Source organism: Rhizobacter sp., assembly GCF_031412075.1.
In the GTDB taxonomy this organism is placed as follows: Bacteria; Pseudomonadota; Gammaproteobacteria; order Burkholderiales; family Burkholderiaceae_C; genus Rhizobacter.
This window is the reverse complement of record NZ_JANOCG010000299.1, coordinates 1-5,160: the sequence shown is the minus strand read 5'-3', so window position 1 is coordinate 5,160 and position 5,160 is coordinate 1. Positions and strand designations below refer to the sequence as shown.

At 65.2% G+C, this 5,160-nt stretch carries 6 protein-coding genes; 5 read left to right on the top strand and 1 reads right to left on the bottom strand.

Annotated features, from left to right (window positions below):
• Positions 1–146 precede the first annotated feature (146 nt).
• Positions 147–1,154: an FAD:protein FMN transferase gene (locus RMO40_RS10985; protein ID WP_309720566.1), complete on the bottom strand. Its 1,008-nt coding sequence runs from the start codon at positions 1,152–1,154 to the stop codon at positions 147–149.
• Between the two features lie 440 nt (positions 1,155–1,594).
• On the opposite strand from RMO40_RS10985, the gene ccmE reads away from it, so the two are divergent.
• The 5 genes from ccmE to ccmI form a co-directional block, all read left to right on the top strand.
• Entirely contained in the window at positions 1,595–2,032 is a 438-nt protein-coding gene (gene ccmE, locus RMO40_RS10980; RefSeq protein ID WP_309720564.1) for a cytochrome c maturation protein CcmE, read from the top strand.
• Positions 2,029–3,972, top strand: a complete 1,944-nt coding sequence (locus RMO40_RS10975; RefSeq protein WP_309720561.1) for a heme lyase CcmF/NrfE family subunit — start codon at positions 2,029–2,031, stop codon at positions 3,970–3,972. The genes ccmE and RMO40_RS10975 overlap by 4 nt, the downstream gene beginning before the upstream one ends.
• A complete protein-coding gene (locus RMO40_RS10970) occupies positions 3,969–4,490 on the top strand; it encodes a DsbE family thiol:disulfide interchange protein (RefSeq protein WP_309720559.1) in 522 nt (173 codons plus the stop codon). The genes RMO40_RS10975 and RMO40_RS10970 overlap by 4 nt, the downstream gene beginning before the upstream one ends.
• Positions 4,487–4,936 (top strand): cytochrome c-type biogenesis protein CcmH, encoded by a 450-nt coding sequence (locus RMO40_RS10965; RefSeq protein ID WP_309720557.1) that lies wholly within the window; start codon positions 4,487–4,489, stop codon positions 4,934–4,936. Before RMO40_RS10970 ends, RMO40_RS10965 begins: the two co-directional genes overlap by 4 nt.
• The coding region (gene ccmI, locus RMO40_RS10960) for a c-type cytochrome biogenesis protein CcmI (protein WP_309720553.1) at positions 4,936–5,160 on the top strand (225 nt) is incomplete at its 3' end. The genes RMO40_RS10965 and ccmI, both read left to right, overlap by 1 nt.

Sequence of the window (5,160 nt, the reverse complement as noted above, 5' to 3'; positions counted from 1 at the left end):
GCCACTGTCACTGCTGGTGCCGCTGCCGCAACCCACGAGCAAGATGCTCGCCGCTGCCGACATGCACGCCAGCGCACACATTCTTGTCAGGACTTTTTTCATATTCGCCTCCATACGAGTCCGATCAATCACAAACGACATGCCGGTCATTGATGACGCGGCTGTGAGGCCCCGCTCAACAAGCCAGACGAGTAGTGCAAGACACCGGACGCATCTACCACCACCGCATCAACACCGGGCAAGGACTCGACGAGCCGCATGCCCTTGTCCAACCCCATCACAAACAGACACTTCGACAGACCCTCGGTGGTCAGCCCGTCATCCGCGAGGATGGTCACGCTGCGCACCGCGCTCGGCGAGTGGCCGGTCTTGGGGTCGATCAGGTGGTGAAAACGAACGCCGCCTTCTTCGAAGAAGCGCTCGTAGTCACCTGAAGTTGAAATCGCCACGTCTTCCAGGGGCAGCACCGCCACCACCTCGCCGGCACGGCGCGGGTCGCGGATGCCGATGGTCCAGGGCCGGCCACCGCGGTCGCCCATCACATGGCTGTCGCCGCCGGCCGCGACCGTCGCGTTGACGATGCCGTGGCGCTTCAGGATGGCCACGCTGTTATCGACCGCGTGGCCCTTGGCAAAACCGCCGAGGTCGATGCGCACGCCTTCACGCGCAAAACGCAGCGTGCGCGCCTTGCGATCAAGAACGAGGTGGCGGTAGCCGACCGTGGCGCGTGCGCGCTCCAGGGCTTCGTCGCTGGGCCTGATGCCCAGGCGGTAGTCGAAGAGCTGGCCGATGCCGGCAAAAGTGATGTCGAACGCGCCGTCGGACAACTCGGAGAACTCGATCGCACGAGCGATCAGCCGCGTCATTTCGTCGCTCAAAGGCACTGGGCGGCGGGCGGCTTCACGGTTGATCACCGACAGCTCGGAGTCGTGCTTGTGCGGGCTCATCGTGCGGTCGATGCGGTGCATCTCCGCCATCACCGCGTCGATGGCGGCCTCGCCAGCGGCCCGGCTGTCGCTCCAGAGCTCGACGCGAATCGCCGTGCCCATGATCGCCTCTTCGCGGCTGAGCCACTCTCCCTGCGCCGACGCGCGCCCCATCACACGGTCGAGTTCGACCGCGCGGGGGATGGGTTGGGTGGCGCCGAACAGCATGGCTACTCCAAGCTCTCCGACTGTTCACGATGAAGGTTCAACACAGGCTCCGTTCGTCTTTTTGGAAGGCCTTCAAACGCTGCGCGCAATTCGGGCCCTGCTTGTTCCGGCCGGATCATCAGGCCTCACAACCCAAAAAATAACGTCAATAGTTGGCAAACGGCGACGACCTTACATACGGTCGCAGAAGATACGGAGGCCGCTGTTCGAGTAAGCAGGCGGGTGCTACAAGTACGGAACTCGCAAGCCGTCCAAGGGACATACGGGGTGCGCAGATAATCTGGCGGTTGATGACCCGCCTGCCGATCGTCTTGCCCACAGCTTCACGAAATAACGCGAGCCCCCGCTCACATGCCTTGCACTGCCCTGCCCGGCCACCCCCAGGCCCCTGCACACCCGGTTCAACTCTTTCACTCGCCGCACCCGGCGAGGCCGTTGCCATGAAGCCACGCCATAAACGCATCGCCATCATCGTGGGGGCGCTGGCCGGCCTCGGCGTTGCCGTGGGCCTGGTGCTCAACGCCTTGCAAAGCAACGTCGCCTTCTTCTTCACACCCACCCAGGTGATCGGTGGCGAGGCGCCCAAGAACAAAGCCTTCCGTGTGGGCGGCATGGTGCGTGAAGGCAGCATCAAGCGCGACCAGATGACGGTGCACTTCGTCATCACCGACACCTCCAAGGAAGTGCCGGTCAGCTACACCGGCATCCTCCCCGACCTCTTCAAAGAAGGCAAAGGTGCGGTGGTGCAAGGCAAGCTGGGCACCAACGGCGAATTTCTCGCCACCGAGGTGCTGGCCAAGCACGACGAGAACTACATGCCGCCCGAGGCGCAACACGCGATGGACCAAGCCAAGAAGGCCGGGAGCACCCTGAAATGACACCTGAACTCGGCCACCTCGCCCTCATCCTCGCCCTGTTGGTTTCCATCACCCAGGGCGTTTTGCCGTTGATCGGCGCGCACCGCGGCCACGCCGGCTGGATCGCCCTGGCCCGCCCGGCCGCGCAGACCCAGTTCGTGCTGGTGGCCTTTGCCTTCGGTTGCCTGATGCAGGCCTTCCTGGCCAACGACTTCTCGGTGGCCTACGTCACCAACCACTCCAACTCCAAGATGCCGACGGCCTTGCGCGCCGCCGCCGTCTGGGGCGGGCACGAAGGCTCGCTGCTCTTGTGGCTGTTGATGCTGACCGGCTGGGCGTTCGCCGTCAGCCTGTTCTCACGCCAGCTGCCGCAGGCCATGGTGGCGCGGGTGCTGGCGGTGCTGGGCCTGGTGGGCACGGGCTTCCTGCTCTTCATGCTGCTCACCTCCAACCCCTTCGAACGCATGTTGCCCGCCGCCCCCGATGGCCGCGACCTCAACCCGCTGCTGCAAGACCCGGGGCTCATCATTCACCCACCCATGCTCTACATGGGCTACGTGGGCTTCTCGGTGGCGTTTGCCTTCGCCATCGCCGCGCTGCTGGCCGGCCGGCTCGACGCCGCCTGGGCCCGCTGGTCGCGCCCCTGGACCAACGCAGCCTGGGTCTTCCTCACCATCGGCATCGCGCTCGGCTCCTACTGGGCGTATTACGAGCTGGGCTGGGGTGGCTGGTGGTTCTGGGACCCGGTCGAAAACGCCTCCTTCATGCCCTGGCTGGTGGGCACGGCGCTGATCCACTCATTGGCCGTCACTGAGAAGCGCGGCAGCTTCAAGAACTGGACGGTGCTGTTGGCGATTGCCGCGTTCTCGCTCTCGCTGCTGGGCACCTTCCTCGTGCGCTCGGGCGTGCTGACCTCGGTGCACGCCTTTGCCACCGACCCCGAGCGCGGCATCTTCATCCTCTTCTTCCTGGTGGTGGTGATCGGCGGCTCGCTCGTGCTCTTTGCCTGGCGCGCACCCAAGGTCAGCATGGGTGGCGCATTCGCCCTCTTCTCGCGCGAGACGCTGCTGCTGGTCAACAACGTGCTGCTGGTGGTGGCCTGCGGCTCGGTGTTGCTGGGCACGCTCTACCCGCTGCTGATCGACGCGCTCGGCATGGGCAAGCTCTCGGTCGGGCCGCCTTATTTCAATGCGGTGTTCGTGCCGATCATGGTGCCGCTGCTGTTCTTGATGGCGGTCGGCCCGCTGGCTCGCTGGAAGCACGCCGACGCGCGCGACATGGCGCAGCGCCTGCGCCTCGCCGCCGTGATCGCCGTCTTGGCCGGCATCGGCCTGCCTTTCCTGGCGGGCGCCTGGAGTCCGCTGGTCGCGATGGGCCTGCTGCTGGCGGTGTGGATCATCGCGAGCAGCGCCTTCCAGATCCGCGAGCGCATCAAGTCGGGCTGGCCGCCACGCTCCTATTGGGGCATGCACCTGGCCCACGTGGGCATGGCGGTGTTTGTCATCGGCGTCACTCTGGTCAAGGGTTACGAGGTCGAGAAAGACGTGCGCATGGCCATCGGCGACAGCGTCGAGATGGGCGGCTACACGGTGCGCCTGCGCAGCGTGCAGCAGGTGCCCGGCCCCAATTACATCGCCCAGCGCGGTGACATCGAGCTCTTGAAGGACGGCCAATTGCTGCGCGAAATGCACCCCGAGAAGCGCAATTACTTCTCGTCGCAAATGCCCATGACCGAAACCGCGATCGACACCGGCCTCACCCGCGACCTCTACGTCTCGCTCGGCGAGCCGCTCGACCCGCAGGGCTCGGCCTGGAGCGTGCGTGTCTATTACAAGCCCTTCATCACCTGGATCTGGGGAGGCTGCCTGCTGATGGCGCTGGGCGGCGGGCTCGCCGCGGCCGACCGCCGCTACCGCCTGAAGAAAACGCAGGGTGCCGTCACGCAGGGGGCTGCGGCATGAAATGGTTCCTGATCCCGTTGGCGCTCTTTGTGGTGCTGGCGGTCTTTCTGGGCCTGGGCCTCAGCCGCGACCCGCGCGAAGTGCCCTCACCCCTGGTGGGCAAGGCCGCGCCGGCCTTCTCTCTGCCGCAGCTCGACTCCGAAGCACCCTTCAGCCCCAAAGACATGGCCGGCAAAGTGTGGCTGTTCAATGTGTGGGCGTCGTGGTGCGTGTCGTGCCGGCAAGAGCACCCGATCCTGGTCGACTTTGCCAAGACCCGCCTCGCGCCCCTGATCGGGCTCGACTACAAGGACAAGCGCGACGAAGCCCGCGCCTGGCTCAAGCGCTTCGGCGACCCCTACGATTTCTCGGTGGTCGACGCCGACGGACGCGTGGGCATCGACTACGGCGTCTACGGCGTGCCCGAAACCTACGTGATCGACAAGGCCGGCACCATCCGGTTCAAGCAGATCGGCCCAGTGACCGCCGAGGTGATGCAAAACAAGATCGTGCCCCTGATCAAAGAGCTGCAGAAATGAAGATCCTCTGGGCCTCGATGCTGGTTCTGGCCACATTCACTGCACAAGCCAACCAAGCCACCCCGCTCGCAGAAGACCCGGTGCTCGAACAACGGCTGGTGCTCATTGCCGAAGAGCTTCGCTGCCTCGTGTGCCAGAACGAATCGCTCGCCGGTTCACGCGCCGACCTGGCACTCGACCTCAAGCGCGAGATTCGCCAGCTCATCAAACAAGGCAAGACCGACCAGGAGGTGCGCGACTTTATGGTCACGCGCTATGGCGACTACGTGCTCTACCGCCCGCCCGTCAAACCCACCACCTGGCTCTTGTGGGGTGGGCCGTTCGTGCTGTTGATCGCCGGGCTGGCTGGCCTGATCGTGTTCTTGCGCCAGCGCCGGCCCACAGACGCGGCGCTGTCGCCCGAAGACCAACGCCGGGCTGATGCCCTGCTCAAGGGAGATTCGTGATGGGTGGTTTTGTGTTGGCTGCGGCGGTGCTCGTCGCAGTCACCCTGTTGTTGTTGTTGCGCCCGTGGCGGCGTGCCCCGGCAGTCGACGTGGCGAGCACGCCCGAGGTCAACGCCGGTGTCTACCGCGATCAGCTGCAGGAACTCGACCGAGATCTGGCCGCCGGCACCCTCTCTGCGGAAGACCTCGCCCTGGCCCGCGCCGAGTTGCAGCGGCGCCTGCTC

Excerpts from the sequence above, each read along its gene's own strand:
- RMO40_RS10985 (WP_309720566.1), bottom strand. The coding sequence starts at position 1,154 with ATGCTGTTCGGCGCCACCCAACCCATCCCCCGCGCGGTCGAACTCGAC.
- ccmE (WP_309720564.1), top strand. The coding sequence starts at position 1,595 with ATGAAGCCACGCCATAAACGCATCGCCATCATCGTGGGGGCGCTGGCC.
- RMO40_RS10975 (WP_309720561.1), top strand. The coding sequence starts at position 2,029 with ATGACACCTGAACTCGGCCACCTCGCCCTCATCCTCGCCCTGTTGGTT.
- RMO40_RS10970 (WP_309720559.1), top strand. The coding sequence starts at position 3,969 with ATGAAATGGTTCCTGATCCCGTTGGCGCTCTTTGTGGTGCTGGCGGTC.
- RMO40_RS10965 (WP_309720557.1), top strand. The coding sequence starts at position 4,487 with ATGAAGATCCTCTGGGCCTCGATGCTGGTTCTGGCCACATTCACTGCA.